This window comes from Saccharopolyspora sp. NPDC050642 (assembly GCF_040654735.1).
Lineage (GTDB): Bacteria > Actinomycetota > Actinomycetes > Mycobacteriales > Pseudonocardiaceae > Saccharopolyspora > Saccharopolyspora elongata.
The window spans coordinates 24,342-43,202 of record NZ_JBFAIN010000007.1; the positions used below are offsets into that span (position 1 = coordinate 24,342).

The window sequence follows — 18,861 nt, forward strand, 5'->3', positions numbered from 1 at the left end:
CTAGCGCGGTTTGGGCTTGGGGAGTTTCTTGAGCTCTTTCGCGCTGTACTGGGTTTCCCCGTGCACCTCGATGTATTCGCGGCCGTCCTTGAGGTAGCTGCTGGCCCAGCCCGCGTTGTTCGAAGCGGTGACCGGAATGGTCGTGAACACGTCATCACGGCCGGCGTCGTAGATGTTCTCGAAGCCAAGCTCACGGGCTGTTGCGACCGAGTCCCGCAGCAGCGTCGCGGCTTGCTTGGGTTGGCGGTTCGCGAAACCGGTCTCCGTGCCCTCGGCGGCCCGGCAGAACATGAACAGCATGCGGCCGTTCGGGTTCGCCGCGTGCATGCGGTGGAACTCTTCCCGCTGGAACAGCACCTTGGTCAGGGTCGCCCCGGACACCGACAGCTTGATGCCGCGTTTCAGGCGGAGCGCGGCGGTCTTCCTGTTGCCGTGGCCGGTGAAGAGGTTCGGGCCCGCCTTCACCCGGACCTGAGCGCCCGTGTCTGGGTGGGTGAGAGTGGTGGTGACCGGCGCGAACGGACTGGGCACCAGCCGCTTCAACGGATCCCGGCGGTGCACGTCTTCGTGGCGGAGGGCGGTCGGGCCGTCTTCCATCGGCCTGGTTCGCCCCACGGAACCCATGCTGTCGAGTTTCTTGGCGAGCAACTTGTCGGGCAGCTGCTGGCCGAGATCCAGCGCCAGGCCGTTGACCCGTGCCCATCCGGTGCTGGTGCTGGTGAGCTCGAAAGCCTCCACTTCGCGCGCGTAGAACTCGACCTCCTTGCCATTGGCCTGGTCGATTCCGGTCAATGGCTGGTCGGCGTCCAGGATGTGCGAGGCCTTCGGGAGGAAGCGCTCGAAGAACTTGATGTTGGCGATGTTGCCAGGCGAGTACTTGTTGTTGACCTGGCTCGTCCAGCGATTGGTGTGTTCGATCCAGCCCTGGTTGTCGGACGCGCCGAAGCGGCCGTCCGGCAGCTGGGACACCTCCCCCTCGGTTCCTTCGACCGAGCCGATGAAGCGCGAGTCCGCCAGCTGCTTGGCAGTGGCGTTCAGCTCCGCGTTGTGCGAGGTCAGCAACCGGACCTTGACGCCAGGGGCACGGACGGCGAGTCGGAACTTTCCGAAGTTCATCAGGATGGCGGCGAGGCCGTCGCTGCCGATGCGCACGTCACGACCATCCCGCAACGGCATCGCGTACTTCCGCCTCGGCCCGGCGCTGTCGATGTCGACGTGGAAGACGTCCTCGGTCTGCTCGGTCGCCGGATCCGGGCGCTTGGGGTGCCGTGCCGCTTCGGCCGGCGTTTCGCCGGGCATCGTCGCGATGGTCCGACGGTAACCGCCGGTCAAGTCGAACTTGTTGGCACGGGTGAACGACACCCCGTGCCCGTCCCCCCGCATCATCGCGTACGCGAGGTCGGTCATCCGGATGGTGGTCTCCCGGTCCCCGTCCCACGCCCGCACCGTGACATCGGGGTCCAGGAAATCGGAGCGCACCGGGACAGTCCGGCCGGGATTCGTCGAGCCGCGGTGGGTAGAGCCGATGAGGCGGGAAAGCAAGCCCGGTTTGAGCTTGGGGAGCTTCTTGAGTTCTTTCGGGCTGTACTGGGTTTCCCCGTGCACCTCGATGTACTCGCGGCCGCCCTTGAGGTAACTGCTGACCCAGCCCGCGTTGTTCGAGGCGATGACCGGGACCTTCGCTGCCACGACATCTCGGCCGGCGTGGACGACGTTGTCGAAGCCGAGTTCACGGGCCGTTGCCACGAAGTCCCGCAGCAGCGTCGCGGCTTGCTTGGGTTGGGTGTCCGCGAAACCGGTTTTCGTGTCCGTGGCGGCGTGGCAGAACAGGAACAGCATGCCGCCGTTCGGGTTCGCCGCGTGCATGCGGTGGAACTCTTCCCGCTGGAACAGCCACTTGGCCAGAGTCTCCCCGGACACCGCCAGCTCGAGGCCGCCGATGTAGAGCTCGGCGCTGTGCTTGTAGCCGTGTCCGGTGAAGTAGTTCGGGCCTACCTTCACCCGGACCTGAGCACCGGTGTCGGGATGGGTGAGAGTGGTGATGACCGGCGCGAACGGACTGGGCGCCAGCCGGTTCAGCGGATCGCTGTCATGCAGATCCACGGAGCCGATTCCGTTTTCGTTGCGGAGAGCGTCCACGCCGTCTTCCATTGGCCTGGTTCGCGCCACGGAATCCATGCTGTCGAGATTCCCGGCGACCAACTCGTCGGCCGGCCCCTGGCGGCGAACCAGCGTCAGGCCGTTGACCCGTTCCCATCCGGTGCTCGTGCTGGTGGTGAGCTTGAGATCCACCTCGTCTGCGTAGAACTTGATCTCGCGAACGTACCCGGCCTCGTCGCGAAAGCGCGTGGTCAACGGCTGGTCGGCGTCCAGGATGTGCGAGGCGTCCGGGAGGAAGCGCTCGAAGAACTTGATGTTGGCGGTGTTGCCAGGCGAGAACTTGTTGTTGACCTGCCTCTTTCCGCTGCGGTCGTACTCGGTCCAGCCCTGGTTGTCGGACACGCCGAAGCGGCCGTCCGGCAGCTGGGACACCTCACCATCGGTTCCTTCGACCGAGCCCTTGAAGCCCGAGCGCGCCAACTGCTCGACAGTGGCGTTCAGCTCCGCGTTGCGCGAGGTCAGCAACCGGACCTTGAGAGCGGGGGCGACGCTGGAGAGATATCGCAACTCGCCGAAGTTCATCAGGATGGCGGCGAGGCCGTCGCTGCCGATGCGCACGTCACGACCATCCCGCAACGGCATCGCGTACTTCCGGCCCGGCCCGGCGCTGTCGATGTCGACGTGGAAGACGTCCTTGGTCCGCTCGGTCGTCGGAGCGGGGCGCTTGGGGTGTCGTGCCGCTTCGGCCGGCGTTTCGCCGGGCATCGTCTTGATGGTCCGACGGTAGTCGCCGGTCAAGTCGAACTTGTTGGCGCGGGTGAACGACACCCCGCGTTTCTGCTGCATCATCGCGTACGCGAGGTCGGTCATCCGGATGGTGGTCTCCCGGTCCCCGTCCCACGCCCGCACCTTGAGACCGGGGTCCAGGAAATCGGGGCGCACCGGCACGGTCTGGTGGGCGGAGCCGTGCCTGGTGAAGCCGATGAGGCGGGAGAGCGAGCGTGGTTTGAACTTGGGGAGCTTCTTGAGTTCTTTCTCGCTGTACTGGGTTTCCCCGTGCACCTCGATGTGTTCGCGGCCGTCCTTGAGGTAGCTGCTGGCCCAACCTGCGTTGTTGAAGACGGTGGCCATTTGAGCCACCCCCACGTCATCCCGGCCGGCGTAGTAGATGTTCTCGAAGCCGAATTCGCGGGCCGTTGCCACCGAGTCCCGCAGCAGCGCCGCGGCCTGCTTGGGTTGGCGGTTCGCGAAGCCGGTCTCCGTGCCTTCGGCAGCGCTGCAGAACAGGAACAGCATGCGGCCGTTCGGGTTCGCCGCGTGCATGCGGTGGAATTCTTCCCGCTGGAACTGCACCTTGGTCAGCGTTGACCCGGACACGTACAGCCCGATGGTCTTGCCACCGCGGTTGATGCGGAGCTCGGCGTAATCCTCGTGGCTGTGTCCGGTGAAGAGGTTCGGGCCCGCCTTCACCTGGACCTCAGCGCCCGTGTCGGGGTGGGTGAGAGTGGTGGTGACCGGCGCGAACGGACTGGGCGCGAGCCGTTTCAACGGATCCTTGCCGTGCAGCTTGTCGAAGTTCTTCCCGCTGTCGGCGTACGCTTGCTCGCCGCTCTCGTTCGGCCTGGTTCGCACCACGGTTTTCGTGATGTCGAGCTCGTCGGCGAACTCCTGGTCGCTGGCCAGGTTTTCGCTGGCCAACGTCATGCCGTTGACCCGTTTCCATCCTGCGCGCTTGGTGGTGAACTCATCCACCTGCACCTCGTGCGCGTAGAACTTGACTTCCGCGCCGCTGTCCTGGTCGATTCCGGTCAACGGCTGGTCGGCGTCTGGGATGGACGAGGCTTTCGGGAGGAAGCGCTCGAAGAACTCGATGTTGGCGATGTTGCCCGGCGAATACCTGTTGTGGACCTGGCTGTTTCCGACGTGGTCGTACTCGGTCCAGCCCTGGTTGTCGGACACGCCGAAGTGGCCGTCCGGCAACTGGGACACCTCACCCAGGGTTCCTTCGAGCGAGTTCTTGAATCCCAGTCCCGCCAACTTCCCGATGGTGCGCTCCAGCAGCACGTTGCGCGAGGTCCACATCCGGACTTTGAGGTGCTGACCGTGATCGGAGAACGACCGGAACTCCTCGGAGTTCATCAGGATGGTCGCGATGCCTTCGTCGTCGACGCGAACGTCACTACCGTCCCGCAACGGCGTGACGTACTTCTCCCCGTCGATTTCGATATCGATGTTGAAGACGTTCTTGGTTCGTCCGGGCGCTATTTTGGGTCGGTTGCGGTGCTTTGCGGCCTCGGCAGCCGTTTCACCGGGCATCGTCGGAACGGTTTGGTCATCACTATCGCCCACATTGAGCTTGTTGTCGCGCGTGAACGAGACACCGAGTCCGTACCCCCGCATCTGGTGGATCTCGAGGTCGGCCAACCGGACTCTGGTCTTCCGGCCCTTGTCATCCCATGCCTGCACCGTGACATCGGGGTCCACGAAATCCCATGACACCGGTACGGACCCGCCCCGGGCTGTGCTGCTGGGGCCGGAATTCGGTTTCGGCACGAACTTGGGGATCTTCGCCAGTTCTTCTGCGCTGTAACGGGTTTCCTCCTGGACCTCGATGTGTTCACGGCCGCCTCGGAGGTAGCTGGTGACCCAGCCCGCGTTGTTCGAGGCGAGCGGAATCTTGTTCACCGACACCATGTCACGGCCGGCGATGTAGGGGTTGTCGAAGCCGAGTTCGCGGGCGGTCGCCACCGAGTCCCGCAGCAGCGTCGCGGCTTCGTCGGGTTGGCCGTCGGCGAAGCCGGACTGCGTGTCCTTGGCGGAGTGGCAGAACATGAACAGCATGCGGCCGTTCGGGTTCGCCGCGTGCATGCGGTGGAATTCCTCGCGCTGGAACTGCATCTTGGTCAAGGTCGCCCCGGACACCGACAGCTCGTAGCTCCTGCCGCCGCGGTTGATCTTGAGCTTGGCGGACTTCTTGAGGCCGTGTGCGGTGAAGAGGTTCGGACCCGCTGTCGCCTGGACCTGAGCACCGGTATCCGGATGGGTGAGAGTGGTGAGGACGGGTACGAACGGACTGGTCACCAGCCGCTTCAGCGGATCGTGTGCGTACAGCTGGCTGAACTTCCTGTCGGTTCCTCCGAAGGCATCCAGGTTGTCCTCGTTCGGCCTGGTTCGCAACACGTGGTACGCGTAGTCGAGCCTGGCGGCGAAACGCTGGTCGACCTGCAGCATTTCGGGGACCAGCGTCAGGCCGTTGACCCGCATCCATCCGGTGCTGCTGCTGGTGAGCTCGTAGGCCTCCACTTCGTGGGCGTAGAACTCGAACTCCGACCCATCCAGGATTCCGGCCAATGGCTCGTCGGCGTCCAGGATGTACGAGGCGTTCGGGAGGAAGCGCTCGAAGAACTCGATGTTGGCGATGTTGCCGGGTGAGTACTTGCCGGTGACCTGGTGCGAGAGCTTGGAGGGGTTCTCGATCCAGCCCTTGTTGTCGGAAACGCCGAAGCGGCCGTCCGGAAGCTGGGACACCTCGCCCTGAGGTCCTTCGACCACGTCCCTGAAGCCCGACTTCGCCATCTGCTGGACAACGCGCTCCAGTTGCCTGCTGTGCGGAGTCAGCAACCGGACCTTGAGGTCGGGATCGTTGTAGCCGAGATCGCCGATCCCCCTGAGGTTCATCAGGATCTTGCCGAGGCCCGTGCCGTCGATGTTCACCGAGCGACCGTTTCGCAACGGCATGGCGTAGTACCGCCCAGAGCTGTCGATGTCGTTGTCGACGTGGAAGACGTTCCTGGATTCCCCGGCATCGGCTCCGGGTCGGTTGGGGTGCTGTGCGGCACTGGCGGGTGTTTCTCCGGGCATCGTCTTGATGGTGTGGAGGTAGCCGCCGCTCAGGACGTACCTGTTGTCGCGGGTGAACGCTATGCCGACCCCGTCCCCGCGCATCCGGTGGTACGCGAGGTCGGCCATCCCGATCCGGACCTTCTGGTTTCCGTGGTATGCCGCCACCGTGAGGTTGGGGTTCAGGAAATCGGCCTGCACCGACACGGTCCGGTGGGGGTTCGCCCGGCCGCGCCGGTAAAGGCTCGGGTCGAAGCCTTCCGGCATGGGTCCGCCGTGCCGCTGCGCGGAGCTGGATCCGGTGTTCGAGATCGGCGTGTACTCGGGACGGCTGTTGAGTTCTGCTGCGCTGAACTGGGTTCTCGTGTGCACCTTGATGACGTCGCGGCCGTCCTTGGCGAGGTAGCTGCTGGCCCAGCCCGCGTTGTTCGCGGCAGTGACCGGGTTGTTCGCGAATACGACACCCCGGCCGGCGTCGTAGATGTTCTTGAAGCCAAGCTCGCGTGCTGTTGCCACCGAGTCCCGCCACAGCCTCGCGGCTTGCTCGGGTTGGCGGTTCGCGAAACCGGCCACCGTGCCCTCAGCGGCGTGGCAGAACATGAACAGCATGCGGCCGTTCGGGTTCGCCGCATGCATGCGGTGGAACTCTTCCCGCTGGAACTGCACCTTGGTCAGCGTGGATCCGGACACCTGCAGCTCGATTTCCTCACCGTCGCGGCTGATGAGGAGCTCGGCGTAATCCGCGCGGCCGTGTCCGGCGAAGAGGTTCGGGCCTACCTTCACCTGGACCTGAGCACCGGTGTCGGGGTGGGTGAGCGTGGTAGTGGCCGGTGCGAACGGACTGGGCGCCAGCCGTTTCAACGGATCGCTGCTGTACAGATCGTTGAGGCTTCCGTCGTTGCGGACGAAAACTCCCACATTGTCTTCGTTCAACCTGGTTCGCGCCACGGAAGGCATGCCGTCGAGCTCGCCGGCGAGTTCCTCGTCGATGTGCCGCTCTTCGGGAGGGGACAACGTCACGCCGTTGACCCGTTCCCATCCGGTGCTGTCGCTGGTGAGCTTGCGGGCCACCACCTCGTGCGCGTAGAACGTGAACTCCTTGCCATCCGAAGACCTTCTTCCGACGAGTGGCTCGTCGGCGTCCAGGATGTACGAGGCGTCCGGGAGGAAGCGCTCGAAGAACCTGATGTTGGCGAGGTTTTCCGGCGAGTACTTGCCGGTTCGGCGCTTCTCGCCGTTGCGGTACTCGATCCAGCCCTTGTTGTCGGAGACGCCGAAGCGGCCGTCCGGGAGCTGGGACACCTTGCCGTGGGTTCCTTCGACCGCGCCGGTGAACCCGGATTTCGCCAGCCTCTTGGCAGTGCTCCCCAGGTCCACGTTGTCCGAGGTCAGCAACCGGATCTTGAGGTCGGGATCGCTGGCGGCGAGGTCTTGGACATCCCTGAGGTTCATCAGGATTGCACCGAGGGCCTTGTCCTCGACGTCCACCGAACGACCGTTCTGCAACCTCATGACGTAGCTCTTCACGTCGTGCTCGATGTCGACGTGGAAGGTGTTCTGCTCAGTCGTGGTTCCGGGACGGTCGGGGTGTTGTGCCGCTTCGGCGGGTGCTTCCCCGGGCATCGTCTTGATGGTCCGGAGGTAGTCGCCGCTCAAGTCGTACTTTTTCTCGCGCCTGAACGACACGCCATGGCCGGTACCCCGCATCCGCTGGTACGCGAGGTCGCTCATCCGGACCTTGATCTCCTGGCCCGTCCTCCTGTCCCGCACCCGCACCTTGGCATCGGGATCCACGAAACCGGTCCACACCGGGACGGTCCGGTGGGGATTCACCGAGCGCCCGGAAGACGACGGTTGGCCGGATCGGCTCGACCCGGGCGCGCCGGCCGGTGCTCCGACCAGGAGATTCCGGTCCAGCCGCACCCGGTCTTCCATCTGCGCCGCGCCGGTCTCGGCGAGCGGGATGTACCCGATGACGTTGCCCGGGTTGAAGTTCGCCATCGTTTCGCCGTGCTGGTCCGCGAAGAGGATCTGGTCGTCCGCACCTCGCTTCACCATCACGGTGTGCACCAGATCGCTGTCCGCGCGCTCCTGCAGGATCACGGCTCCGTAGGAGCCGGGTGGCTGCATGTTCGTGTGGCTCAGGACCTCGTCGTACGTCGCTTCCACCGCTTGGACGTCGGCCCCGAGGCGGGCCTCCAACGCCCTGATGTTCATCGGGCTGCCTTCTTCGGCGATGACCTTGACACCACCGGCGAGCCTCCGCGCGGCCGCGATCAACGCCAGAGCGCAGTTCTGGCTTCGCCCGGGCACGCCCGGAGCGGGACCGCCCCTGTTCACACCCCGGAGTCGCCGGAAGTGTTTCTTGAAGAACGCGGCAGCGCTCTCCTCGTCGGGGAACCTGTTGGCCGCGACCACGAATTCCGAGTTGTACGACCAGTCCCAGCCGTCATCGGACTCGGAATCGGACTGCGCGTCGTCATCCGCGTCGTTCTCGAACTCCGAATCGGACCGCATGCGGGTGTCCGCGTCGTCCTCGGCTGGTTCCGGGTCGGGCTGCACGTCGCTGTCCGCATCGTCATCGGAGTCCGAAACCTGCAGCAGAGGAACATCCGGATCGTCATCCATGTCCCAATCGGAATCCGAATCTGAATCGGACTGCAGACCGGCATCGAACTCCGAATCGGACTCCACATCGGTATCCGCCGGCACGTGATGGGCGTAGTTGACGTGGGCTTCGGCCTGCCGGCGGGTGATGCCGAACAGCGCGACGAGTTCACCCGCGGTGCTGGGGTTCCCCGCGTTCCGGGACTCGCGCGCATAGGCGAGCGCAGCCTCGGACATCTCGTACTCGGCCTCCCGACGGCCGATGCCGTACCGCTCGGCGAGTTGCGTCGGGGTGTACGGCTCGCCGCGATCCGCCGCCGCGCGCACATCGGCGCGTGCCGCTGCAGCGATCACGCCGCGCGCCCACCGGTAGTTGGAGAGGGGGGACCTGAAGGGGCGGAACCTCGCGGCCACTTCCTCAATGGAGTACGGGGCGCCGTTCTTCGCCGCCTCGCGTGCATCGGACTGTGCGACCTCCCCGATCAGGCCCAGGATCTCGTCCGTGTTGATCCGGTACCTGCCTTCGACGGCGTCGATTCCGCACGGTTCGCCGCGATCCGCCGCCGCCCGAATACCGGCCAGCGCGGCATCGCGCCTGATGCGCTTGGCCCATCCACGGTTCTGCCCGAACCTCTCGACCAACTGCGCAATGTTCGGACCCATCCCGGTCGCCGCGAGATCTGCCACGTGTTCGAGCGCGACGGCCTCGACCTGCGCTATGACCCGCTGATGACTCACACCGTACTTCGTCGCCAATGCCGCAATGGTGTAAGGCGCACGGCGTTCCGCAGCCGCGCGCACATCGGCCCGCATGACGCCATCGATGTGGCGTTCCACCGTCTCGGGGCTGATGCCGTACCGCATGGCGAACGTCTCGACCTCGCCCGGCTCGCCGCGGTCGCGGGCCGCGTGCGCATCGGCGAAGACGGCCGCCACCACAGCCTCCGCTGCTTCCTCCTGACTGATGCCGTACTTCCGGGCGAGCTCATCAGTGGTGTACGGCTTGCCACGATCCGCCGCCGCACGCACATCGTCCTGCACGACCTCCGAGATCCGATCGGCTGCCCACCGGGTGACCAGGCCGTACCTCATGCCCAGTTCCGCAGCCGTGTACGGCTCCCCGCGATCCGCCGCCGCGCGCACATCCGCCCGTGCGGCGGCATTGACCAGGTCCAGCGCCCGCTGGTTGTCCACCACCCCGGACCTCGCGGCCACTCTGCTCAGGTACGTGGCCGGTTCCGGGACCTGGACCGGGACCTGCGCACCCTTGTGGCGCAGCTCGTTGACCACCGCGGTTTCGATCCGCTCGGTGGCCCACTCCGAACTTCTGCCGTACCTCTCGGCGAGAACGTCCGGGGCAACCGGACGACGGGACAGCCACGCATTCGCGATCTCGGCCTCCGCGGCGGCGTTGATCAGGACTTCGGCCTCCGCCGCGCTGATCTCGTACTCCGCGGCGAAGTCCGCAGCGGAACTCTCGCGCTTGAAGTTCCCCTTGGCCAAATTGGACACCAGGTTGGCCGCTACCGGGAAGATCGCCTGCTCGCGAGTGAGACCGTGCCTCTTCATCACGGAACTGAGCCGCAACGGAGTACCAGGCGCAACGCTGACCTGCGCGACCTCGCCACCAGTTCCCGTTGCCAAGCCGTCCTCGAAGAGGATCCAGTCCCGCGCGGCGCGCACGTCGGCCACGCCGGCCGCGCCGATCTGGGTCTCGGCTTCCTCGACGCTGATGCCGTGCCTGTCCGCCAGGTCCGCGGCACTGGTGGTAGCGCCGCTGTTGTGCGCCTCGCGCGCATCCGTGAAAGCCGCCGCCGGGCCACGCTGGTACTCGACCGCTTCGCGGCTGATGCCGTACCGCTCGGCCAGTTCCTCGGTGGTGAACAGACCGGTCTCCGCGTCGGAGCGCACGAGCGAGGCGAGCCGGTCGACCGCCCATCGCCGACTCTTGCCGTACCGCTTGGCCAGATCGTCCGGGTTGTGCGGGCCGACCGTCGCACGTACCTCGGCCTCCGCAGCGGACCTGATCTCGTGCTCGGCTTCCATGATGCTGACGCCGAAATTGCGGGCGAGCGCACGAGCGGAGTCCGGCTCACCGATGCCGGCGTAGTGCTCCACCGCGGCACGCACGGCGGCGCGGATCGCATTCCGGGCCGCTTCTTTGCTGATCGCGTACCTCTGCGCCAGTTCCGCCGGCGTGTAAGGCACGCCATCACGCATGGCGTCGATCGCATCGCTTCTCGCGGCGTAGGCGATCTGATCGGCCGCCTTCTCGACGCTGATCCCGTGCCGGTCCGCCAGTGCCTCCGCCGAGTAGGGCCGATCGACGTCGGCAGCCGCGAGGGCGTCGCGAACGGCGTTTGCCTTCACGAAGTGCGCCACGGCAAGCGCGTTGGTGATCTGGCGATGCGCCCAGCGGGTGTTCATGCCGTACTTCTCGGCCAGTGCCTTCGCGTCGTACCGGTGCCCACGTCCCGAAGCCTCGATCACATCCGCGTGCGCGACGGCGTGGATCTGGTCGAATGCCCATTGGAGGCTCTTGCCGAACTCCTCGGCCAGATCTTCCGCGGTCCGCGGCTCTCCGGCGTCCGCTGCCGTGCGCACCGCCGCCCGCACACGCACGTCGTCCGAGCTTGCCGGAGCGGGGATGACGTCCTTCGTGAACTGGAACGCGTGCGAGATCCGCGAATCTCCGAGCGGCCCCGACCAGGACGGCTCCGCGTTGATCACCGCATGCGCCCACTTGCGGCTCCTGCCGTACCTGGCGGCCAGGTCGTCAACGCTGACAGAACCGCCGCCTTTCACCGCCTCGCGCACGTCCGCAAGCGCCGCGACATCGATCAGCTTCTCCGACTCGGCCGGTTCGATCCGGTGTTTCCCGGCCAGCGCGTCAGGAGTGAGCGGCCGACCAGAGGCCGCTGCCTCGCGCGCGTCCAAGACCACCGCGGCGGAAATGCAGGCCGAGACGTCCCAATCGCGATCGCCGAACTTGGCGACCAGATCCGAGCGGCCGTAGGGGCTGCCGGCGTCGGCGGCCGCCCGGATCTCGGCGATGGCCGCGGCCTCGACCAGACCGGTGGCCTGCCTGCGGTCCGTCACACCCCACGTGGACAGGGTGGCGATGGCGGCAGGAACAGCGGGTGGCTCGGCCGCGCGCAACCGCGCACCCACTGCGCGGACGACCACGTCCCGCGCCCACTCGCGATTCATGCCGTGCTTCTCGGCCAATCCCGAAACCTGTTGCGTGCCGCCGGAATTCTCGACATCGAGCAGGTCGGCGAGCGCGGCGGAGTCGATCTGGTCGAACTCCCGCCCGCGGCTCATCTCGGACTCCCGGGCCGGCACATCGACGGTGTGCGGCCCTCCCGCATCCGCTGCGCCGCGGACGTCGGGCTGCACGTCGGCGCTGACCGGTTCGGCATGAGCCCGCCGACCGCCGGTGTCAGCGGTGCTGTCCTGACTCACCCGCTGGGTCAGCTCGCCGAGCACGCTGCGCGGATCGGGGCCGCCCCTCCCGGTCCCGGCCGGCGCCCCGATCAAGAGTCTCGGGTTCAATCGCTTTCCACCGACCGGCGCCGTGCCGGTGTCGAGCAGTGGGATGTACCCGATGACCTTGCTCGGGTCGACGTCCGCGATCGTCTCGCGATGCGGGTCCACGACTACCGGGGCTTCGTTTCCGCGGCTCTCGACCAGCACGCCGTGCGCCACGAACCGGTTCCCCTTCAGAATCACGGCCCCGAAGGAACCCTCCGGCTGGTCCCGCGTATGCGTCAGGACCTGCTCGTACGTCGCTTCCACCGCAGTGGCACCGAGAGCTTCCTCCAACGAGCTGACCTTCATCGGACCACTCGGGTCGGTAACGACCGTCTCGCCCCCGGTGAGGGTCAGCTTGGCCGCGATCAACGCCAGCGCGCAGTTCTGGGTTCGTCCGTCCGCACCCCGCGCGTAGCCGTTCTCGTTCACCCCCCGCAGCTGCGGGTAACGATCCCGGTAGGCCGCGGCAGCGCTGGCCTCGTCGGGGAAGGAAGCGGCGGTGATCACCGACCCCGGGGGCAGCGACGGCCACGCCCCGGCAACCTCAGCGTAGGCGGGTGGGTCCACCGGGCGGGGGCCGATGTCGGCGTACGCGGGTGGGTTCGCCGGGCGGTCCACGTAAGGCGGAGGCGGCTCCACGTCGTTCAACGCCAACGTGCTGAGCTGCTGGATCTCCTCCGGCGTGAACCGGGTGTAGGCGCGGTCGACGAGGGTGCCGTCCGGGCGGTAGCTGAACCAGCCGCCGTTGCGGCTGACCGTGATCGCGGACCGGCCGGGGTTCGGCGAGCGGTCCGGCGGAACGGCCAGCGTCGTGTCGCCTCCGACGTGGATGGTGACGGGATCGTTGTTCTGCTGAGCCGCTTCGGCGAGTTGATCGGTGGCGGCCTGCTCGACGTCGTCGGTGAGCAGGGCGATGTCGGAATTGGAGTTGTAGGCGCGCAGCGACCGGTATTCGGGCATTTCGCGGAGGATCCGGTAGTAGATGTCGCCGGAGACGGCGACGTCGACGAGATCTGGGCCTCGCTCCACCTGGAGGTGGAAGCGATCGCCATCGATGCCGATGGCGAGCCAGACCGGATCAACGGTCCAGGGCGCCGGCACGTTCCCGTTCGTCCGCCCCGGGTGGAGGGCCGCATGCGGGATGGTCTCGTGGGGCATCGTGCGCATCACGTGCCCCACCCGCTCCATGCCTACCGCCCACCTGCTCAGCTCCTCGTGCGATGTGGGCTGGGTGCCGAAGCTGAGGACCCGTGCCTGCCGCTGCGCGTTCACCACGAGCAGGCGGTGGACTTCGCGGCTGCGGAACTCGAACGGCCGACCGTCGTCCAGTCGGTACCCGCTGTGCAGCTCGCCGTCCGCGCTCGGCGTCTCGGGGTACAAGTGCGCGAGCGGTGATCCCGCGGGGCCCGCCTGCTCCGCGCTGGTCAGTGCTCGTTCGATCGCGGAGATCTGAGCGATTTCCTCCGCTGAGAAACGGGTTTCCTCGTGGTTGATCTGCCTTCCCCCGATGCGATGGCTTTCCCAGCCCTGGTTGTCGCCGACGCAGATCGCGGACGGCTCCTCCCCGTTCGCGGGAAGGAGCCCGTACGGACCCCGTGGGCCGAAAACGGTGGCGTCGCCGCCGTCCTCGTGACCGGTGCGGGCGAAGAGCCCGAGCCCCGCGGAGTTCTCGTCGCGGTCGTGGAGCAGGACGATTCCGGGGTCACCGTGGCTCTCGAACCAGCCCCGGTTCTCGGTGACGTGCCAGAGTTCGTCACCCGCGACGACGACGGTTCCGGACTGCTCGCCGCGGCGCAGCGGCACGGAGAAGGTATCGCCGTCCGATTCGACGAAGAACCAGCCGGGACTGCGCCAGGGTGCCTGGACGTAGCTTCCGGGGCGGAACAGCACCGAGGACGCGCGCAACGTGGTCTCGCCCGGGAGGGAGCGCAGGACGTCGTGCATGCGCCCGAACCCGGCCGCCCATTCGCGGACGGCATCGGACTCCTGCGGCCTGAGGTTGACGACGGGTGCCCCGTCCTCGTCGGTGCGCGTCACGTCGGCGTCGACGTCGCGGGCGTCGAAGACGACGGGCACGCCCTGTTGGTCGAAACCGAACCGGATCACCGGAGCGGGATCGCCCGACGCGGGTTGGGCGATGTCGTTGCGGATGGTGCCGTGGACGGTGCCGACCGCCAGGCCCTTGAAGCTGCCGATCATGGTGCCGCGGATGATGGCGTCGTCGACCGAGATACGTCCCTCTACGGACCTGGTGCCCTCCGCGCGGGTCGTGACCACGCCGTAGATCTTGCCGCGGAAGGCGCCGATGAAGGCGCCGTCGACGACACCGTCGCGGACGCCCGCGAAGGGTTCGGCGAAGGTCCGGTCCGCGACCCGCTCGACCGGCGCCGAGTCGTGACCCGACAAGCCCTCGTCCCAGCGCCGCACCAACGGACCACTACGACCGGAATCCGCTGCGGCGGACTCGCCCGGACGATCGGATGGCAGACCCGCGTCCTCGCGCTGCAACGACCTCGGAGCACCACCACCGGTCCGACGCCGATTGCCCCGAACAACGGAATCCTGTGCCGTGGATTCGCCCCCGCGATCGGACGCCAAGCCCGCGTCCTCGCGCTGCAACGACCTCGGAGCACCGCCACTAGTCCGACGCGGATTGCGCCCACCACCACCGGAATCCCGGTTCGGCATCCCGACCAGGAGTTTCGGGTCCAGCTCCGTGCCGCGCAACGGCGTCGCACCGGTCTCGGTCAGCGGCAGGAAGCCCACCACGTCGTCCGGTCCGGGTTCGGCCATTTCGCCTTGGTGCACGTCCGGGTACCTGACGCGGCCGTCCGCGCCGGTCTCCACGAGCACGCCGTGCACCATGCCGCGCGGGCCGCGGAGGAACACCGCGCCCCAGGCACCCGGCCGCGGGCCCATGTGCGCCTCGACCTGGTCGCGGGTCGCCACGACGGCCTGCCCGCCGAATTCCTCCTGCAACGACGCCACGGTGACCGGACCGCCAGCGTCGGCTGTGACCGTGACCCCGCCGGAGCGGGTCTTCGCGGCCGCGATCAACGCCCGTCCGCAGTTCTCGGTGTGTCCCGGCCGATTTTGCCGGTAGTTCTCCGCGTTCACACCCCACAGCTGCGGGTAGCGATCCCGGAACTCCCCGACGGAGGCGCGGTCCGGCGTTTCGAGCCAGACCTCCACCTCCGTCGGCCCCTCGGAGCGCACGAAGTGCGGTGCCACGTCGAAGCCGAGGTCACTGCGGCCCAGCCGGTCGGCGCTCGGCGTCGCCGACTGCGCCAGCTTGAGCAGTCGGTCCAATTCCTTCGCGGTGGCGGAGAAATCGTCGGCCGCACGCGACGATTCGACGTCACCGTGCACCCGGTACCGCACGGTCGGTCGCGCACCGGACTCGTGGGCGGCCAACACCTGCCGCACCAGCGGGTACAGCTTGTCGCGCTCCGCCAACGGGAGCCGGTCCGCGCTGGCGGGGAACACCACGCGCGCGTCGGGTTCCGCGCCGCCGAGGCCCGGGTCCTGCCGGGCGTGCGCCAATTCCTGCTCGTAGACCTGCTTCGCCCGCCAGAACGCCGCCGCGGCGGCCTGCTCGGCTTCGGCGGCATCCCGGAAGGCGGACTCGGCATCCACCTGGGCGCCCAGGTCACCGTCCGGATCGTCCAGCCCGAACGGGTTGGCGGCGCGCCACCGGCCGTGGGCCGCTGCCCACTCCGCGTCCCGCGCGGCGAGCTCCTTGGCAGCCTTGACCAGCGGCTCGGACAGCAGATCGTTGCGGTCCGCACGACGGACCTCGTAACCCTGCGCGAAGTCGACGTCCACGACGGCGGTGCGCCGCAAGCTGATCCTGGACGTCGGCTCGACGACGAACCGGAAACCGGCGCCGTGCAACCAGGCGCTGGTGATCCCGTCCGTGGCGGGCTTCTCACCGGCCTTGGGCAGCTCGCTGCCACCGGTCTCGTCGACGTCTCGGTGCTCGTGCCCGGTTTGCCTGGCGCCAAGCGGCTCCATCATCAGCGCCCAGCCGCTCATCGAGCCGAACGGTTTCCGGTCGGGGTAGTTGGCCGAGTCCGGGTGCTGGGGCACGCCCGCCGCGAACAACGGGACCGCCGCCACCATGTTCGAGTTGCCCGAGCCGACCTCCGTCTCCGACGTGCCGTGCGGCGTCTTGGCGCCGGCGATGCGGATGCGGTCGCTGACGCCCCTGAGCTCGCCATGACCGGGCAGCTTCGGGTACACGCCCAGTTTCAGCCCGAGACCCGGCGGCAGCTCCAGCTGCGCCGCCTCGGTGCCGGTGCCGTACATGCCCTGGATCGCGTTCACGCGGCTCGGGGTGAGTTCGGCGCGCAGCATCCGGCGGGTGTGCGAATCGACCTTGCCGCCCGCCGCTTCGATGGCTTGCTCCGCCGCGCGGACCAGGTCCGCGACGTCGCCCTTGAAGTCCATCACCCGGAACTGGTTCGGGTCGTCCGGCAGGGCCGCCGGGGTGTCGGCGGCGCGCCACTCCGCGAGGCGCTGCTCCTTGGCGTCCTCGGCGGAGCGCCGGACGACGTTGCCTCCGCGGGATTTCTCCCCGGTATCGGAAACCGCGGTGTCCTCGATCGGGGTGTGCGCGGTGACGGTGCGGAAGGCAGGTGCCGCCGCGATGCGCTCGCCGTGGCGCTCGATGCGCACGTCGAACAACACGTCCGCGCGGTGCTCGGCCAGCGCGGCGTCCTTCACCGTCTCGGTGTGCACGAGCTCGGTGGAGCGAACGCTCCTAGTCCCCCGGGTCTGCTTGAGCCATGCGAACACGTGCCCGAGCCCGAAGCCGAGGTTCGCGTAGGCCGCGCCGTGGTCGCCGGGCTTCGCCGCGGCATCCGCCACGGCGGACTCGTTCTGGAACGTCCCGGCGGGCAGCAAAACGGTGAAGAACTCGGCCAGCACCCTGGTGAACTTGCGGCTGGAGCTCTCCTCGAAGGTCGCCTTGGTGGCCCTGGCCAGCCCGCCGTGCTTGATCCCGGCCGGCGTCGGCGTGCTCAGCAGCTCGGCGTCCACCCGCAGCTCGTAGGTCTCACCGGTGATCCGGTCCTGCAACCGCAGCGGGGTGCCGGTGCCGCCGTTGGCGAGATCGCCCAGGGATGCCTGGACATGCGACAGGTACCGCTTGACCTCGCTGGGGTTGTCGTGCTCGGTCGCCAACGAGAAGGAAGGCAACAACATGTCGGCCCGCTCCTGGCCGAGACGCTGCACCAGGCCCTCGCGCAGCCTGTCGATGGTTTCGGAGAGGTCGATTGGCTCGGTGACGCCGTCGGCCCACTTCGGGGCGCCGAGTTCGTGCCCCTCCGGCACGGGGCTGAGCCCGTCGGCATCGGTCGGCGCGTCCGGTTCCGATGGCGCCGGCGGTTCCTGCCCGAGCGCTTCGGCGGCGCGCCGCGCGTCCTCCTCGGCCTGCCTGATCCGGATCTCGTGCAGTTGCTCGTCGTCGACCCAGGCCTCCACGGCGCGCGGCAGTTCGAAGCGCTCGGCGGCCCGACCCGTCTTCGGCTTGAACAGCGCCATGATGGGCGCCAGCGCAACGGACATGGCCGAGCGCGCGGTGACCTCGCCGACCTTCGGCTTGAACAGCTTCCAGCGGTCCAGGTTGCTCCAGTCCACCGTCTCGACCGCCATCGTGGCCTCCGCGGTGGCGACGATCCGGTGCATGCGGCGGGGCTCCCCGGACACCGAGCGCCCGTGGGAAACGGTGGTGCGGTGGCCTTTCTCGCGGCCGAAGCTGACCACCCACGGGCTCACCTCGTGCAGGACCAGGCCCATGCCCTGGGTGATCGTGCCGGGGATGTCGTCCGAAGTCTCGCTGGTCGGGCCGATGAAGGGTTCGATCTGGGTTTTCGCCGTCCAGGTGCCGCCTTGTTCGCTGCTGGTGGTGCTGCCGCCGGCCGCCGACCGGTTCGACGGCTGCCAGACGGTCTCGAGCACCTCCGGGTCGCGCAGCATGAAGGACACCGCGGCCTTGGCCTCCGCGTCCGTCCGCCTGCGGCTCCAGTGCAGCAGGAACTCGTTGCCGCTCAACGAGAGCTTCTGGTCGCGCAGGCCGGAGTTATCGCCGTCCTCGAACTGGTAGATCGGGTCGTTCGAGGCATGCACCAGCAGCGAACGCAGCTTCTTGCGCACGTGCTCCAGCCCGCGGAACGACACGATCTGCACGCCGTCGAGCTTTCGGGACGCGCCGCGACCGAGTTCCTTGCTCCAGTTGAGCGAAATGTCGTTGAGCTGCGTGTGGTTGACCGGTGCCACCTCGGCGGGCGGAACACGATACGAGGCGGGTAGTTCGAGTACTACGTCGACGATGACCGTGCCCGGTTCGCGACCCTGCTCGGCGGCCGAGGGGTCCACGATCGTCAGCGGGTTCAGCTGCGGGGTTTTCTTCCCGGGAAGGCCGAAGGAGATGCCTCGGATCAGCGCGGTGTGCCGGGCCCAGTGGTTTCCGGAAACGCTGAGCTTGACCCGCGCCCGGTACCGCCGCAACGGTTCGGGCCGCACGTTGCCGGACTCGTCGAGTTCCGCGCCGCGCACGCCGCCGCCGCTGGAAATCTTGGTTTCCTGCGCCATTCCGGACGTCCTCGACCGAAGGTAGGAGATCTTCGGGAGGTTGACGGTCAGCATCGCCCCGAACATCGACATGTACACGCGGGCGATGATGCCGCCGGAGAGCATCCAGTTCCGGCCCTTGGTGTAGCTGCCGCTCGTCACCTCCGAGAGCTCCTCGGCCGTGATGGGGCCGTCGGCAGGGCCGTC

The 18,861-nt window shown here is 67.6% G+C and carries 1 protein-coding gene (cut by a window edge); it reads right to left on the reverse strand.

Annotated features, from left to right (window positions below; all coding sequences use genetic code 11):
- Window positions 1–18,861, reverse strand: partial view of a DnaJ domain-containing protein gene (locus AB0H93_RS13680; protein WP_358572031.1) — the 3' portion only. The gene runs 16,206 nt beyond the window's last position; 18,861 of the gene's 35,067 nt are visible here — the last part of the coding sequence; its start codon lies off the right edge, out of view; the stop codon is at window positions 1–3.